This is a genomic window from Facilibium subflavum, from assembly GCF_003574485.1.
GTDB classification, from domain to species: Bacteria; Pseudomonadota; Gammaproteobacteria; order Francisellales; family Francisellaceae; genus Facilibium; species Facilibium subflavum.
The window spans coordinates 1-3,015 of sequence record NZ_QLIT01000222.1 but is presented as its reverse complement, the minus strand read 5'-3'; the positions used below and the strand labels follow the sequence as shown (position 1 = coordinate 3,015).

4 protein-coding genes and 1 pseudogene are annotated in these 3,015 nt (G+C 37.9%); 4 read left to right on the top strand and 1 reads right to left on the bottom strand.

The window, feature by feature from the left end:
- Together DNK84_RS14440 and DNK84_RS14840 are read left to right on the top strand one after the other, a co-directional pair.
- A partial coding sequence (locus DNK84_RS14440) for a hypothetical protein (protein WP_208123322.1) occupies positions 1 to 183 on the top strand: 183 nt, incomplete at its 5' end.
- Between the two features lie 26 nt (positions 184 to 209).
- Positions 210 to 473: a transposase gene (locus DNK84_RS14840; protein WP_119344694.1), complete on the top strand. Its 264-nt coding sequence runs from the start codon at positions 210 to 212 to the stop codon at positions 471 to 473.
- Between the two features lie 192 nt (positions 474 to 665).
- Here the strand turns inward: DNK84_RS14840 and DNK84_RS15100 are convergent.
- A pseudogene (locus tag DNK84_RS15100) lies at positions 666 to 998 on the bottom strand (IS110 family transposase); the annotation flags it as partial.
- Between the two features lie 293 nt (positions 999 to 1,291).
- On the opposite strand from DNK84_RS15100, the gene DNK84_RS11775 reads away from it, so the two are divergent.
- Together DNK84_RS11775 and DNK84_RS11770 are read left to right on the top strand one after the other, a co-directional pair.
- On the top strand, positions 1,292 to 2,581 hold the full coding sequence (locus DNK84_RS11775) for a flagellar biosynthesis protein FlhF (RefSeq protein ID WP_119344691.1): 1,290 nt from the start codon (positions 1,292 to 1,294) through the stop codon (positions 2,579 to 2,581).
- A 104-nt stretch (positions 2,582 to 2,685) separates the two neighbouring features.
- Positions 2,686 to 3,015: transposase (locus tag DNK84_RS11770; protein WP_208123235.1), on the top strand; the 330-nt coding region annotated here is incomplete at its 3' end.

The window sequence follows — 3,015 nt, the reverse complement described above, 5'->3', positions numbered from 1 at the left end:
GAGCCTGTCACGAATCCGACGATGAGGTGGGTATTTCAAATGTTAGAAGGGGTACATGTCGTTTATATTGCTGTCAAAGGTCAAATACTACAGCAAATTACCGGTATTACAGATATCAAAAGGAAAATCTTAGAATTCTTCTACACTGAGGTGCAGGAAATTTATCATTTGGAAAAAGTTTGAAAATAAAAATTAGAGGTGCTCAATGTATGTATCCAGCAAATCAGGAAACCAACACATATACTCCCGTTAAAAAAGGAAAAGGGCAAGAATACTTAGATGCAGCGGATCAGCTGTACTCAATGGCGGTATCTAAGATTAGACAACCAGTGGAATCAATGAACAATTGGATTCAGGAAAAAACAGGCATAGAAATAGCAAGCAAAGTCAGATCTACAAAAGGATTGTTGGTTCATGTGTTTGGAAGGTTGTGTGCAGCATTTGAATTGTTGGTGCAAAAATACTGCGTATAATTTAAACCTTGATTCGCATTTAAGCCAATTTAGCTTATCAACTTTCCTGCCTGCAAGCTTATAAGCTTTTGCTATGAACTCTTCTAACGTATATTGCGTGATAGCCTTAGGGCAGGGAAATTCATGAAAGAATTTTGCGAACCACATAGCTCTCGTTGAGCAGAAATATTGCTCAGCTTCCGGAAAATATAAAACCAGGTAATGATTGATAATGCTATGTTGTAATTTGGTTTTTCTGAGCGATATATTGCGGTATGTATTTGATAATTCTTGCATCTCAATCGTATTATGCGCCATTGGGTCATGATAAGTTTGCGTAATATCAGACTTGAGTAAGTACATCATTACTTGAGTATCCCTCTTATCATTTTTATCTTTAGAATTATACTGTGACTCTCTGGTTCTTTCTGTAGCGATAGAAGAGATCAGCTTCACCGTAAAGCCTTTTTGCACTAGGTAATAAGCAACTGCTCTGTGATAATAGCCAGTAGCCTCAAAGCCTAATGGCACTAAGTTAAGCCGCATTTTTGTATAAACCTCGAGCTTTTTTTAGTGGGGGATATGCCTTTGTTCTGCGTTTTCTGCACCGAGGCTCTTTGCGTCCTGGCCTATTGTTGACCTGTTTATGGATAATCATTTTAAGTAATTGTCTGAGTACTTCTGGATCGTCTTTGCAGAGTAAACCAGTCTGTGAAAATATCTGACCTACCCGCACTTTTTGGGCATTAGTATCTACACAAGTTGTATGAGCAGCTTGCTTAAATTCTCTATCGGCTGTATTTTTATTCTATAAGATTAATGGATACTAATATAATATTATGCAGGGAATAGATGATGTTGATCCGCGCCTAAATAAACGCTATAAGCAAATGGTGAAAGAAAGTATCAATATAAACAAAAGTACAAGCAGTGGTCATAAAGCAATGCTTACTATAAATAAAAGTTTTGCAAGCACACAGGCCGCTTGGCGATTTTATAAAAACGATAAAATTACGCTTGAAAAATTGATGGCTCCCTTAAGAGCAGCTGCATTATCTGGAGTTGTTAACGCATGCCAGAAATATGCTTTGTGCATCCACGATTGGTCAAGACTTAAATATGTAACCCATAAATCAAAGCAGGACACCTATAAAATGACGCATGCGCATGATGTTGGTTATAGCTTGCAAACAAGTTTAGTTATTAGTGATGTTGATGGGGAGCCTATTACACCAGTTGCACAGAGGGTTGTTAACTCCGAAGGCAGTTATGCTACTTACTATGCAACTGATGAGCCACAAGAAATACGAAACAACCTTGATGAGCTTTGCAAAGCAATTGAGCATTCCGAGCAGCAGTGTTTTGACAAGCCTTTAGTTCATATAGTTGATCGAGAAGCGGATTCAATAGGGCATATAAGGCAAATTCATGAAGACAGTAATTGGCTAATCAGGGCACGTAAAACGAACTATGTGGATCATGAAGGGATTTCAAAGAAATTATCAGTAATAGCAGATGAGTTATCTTATAAAGCTTTGGATAAAGTTGAGTACAAAGGTACAAAACAAGTTCGCACAGTTGCTGAAACTATAGTAACCATATCAAGGCCGGCACAACCTAGTCAGAAGAATGGTTATCAAAAGAGCATCCCAGGCAAGGCAATACAGGTTAGATTAGTTGTTTGTAGAGTGATGAGTACAGATAATGCTCTTTTAGCTCAATGGCTACTATTAACGAATGTAACCAATGAAAAAGCTCAAACCATTTGCAATTGGTATTATTGGCGTTGGCGCATTGAAAGTTTTTTTAAACTAATGAAAAAAGGCGGATATGAGCTGGAGCATTGGCAACAAAATAATGCGTTAAGCATTTTGAAACGCTTGTTAGTGGTATGTATGGCATGCGTTTTTAGCTGGCGTATTGCACTAAATGATAGTGAAGAAACTAAAGCGTTTAGAGATTTTCTGGTTAGGTTAAGTGGCAAACAGTTAAAGAGGGGAAAAACCTACACTCACAATGCCATTCTAAGTGGGCTGTGGATATTCTTTTCTATGAGTTCTTGTATCCAGAGTTTTGGAATTCAAAAGATACAACAGTTCCAAAATGCGATGGAGGACATATTTGTGTAGATACTAATGACTTTTTGGGACACTTTTTCTTGGGAGTATTGAAATAACTGTGTAAATTCTTTCATAGGTTATAATGGTTAAAACGTATAATCTAAGGACGAAAGATGAAAAACAAAGAACAAAACAAAGCATTAGATCAAGCGCTTGATCTCATTGTCGAATCAGGTGCTGATTTATCCAATCTATTTAAATCAGATGGCGTATTGAAGCAATTAACCAAAGGTCTGGTTGAACGTGCTTTACAAGGTGAACTAAAGGCGCATCTTGGTTATGACAGGCATGAACGTAGCGATTCTGCTAATGCACGTAACGGCACGGCACGAAAAAGCGTAATAACAGAAGATGGCCTATTGGAAATTGATGTGCCTCGTGATCGCTCAGGTGAATTTGATCCTGTACTTGTTCCCAAGCGAAGCACGCGGATTGAAGGTTTG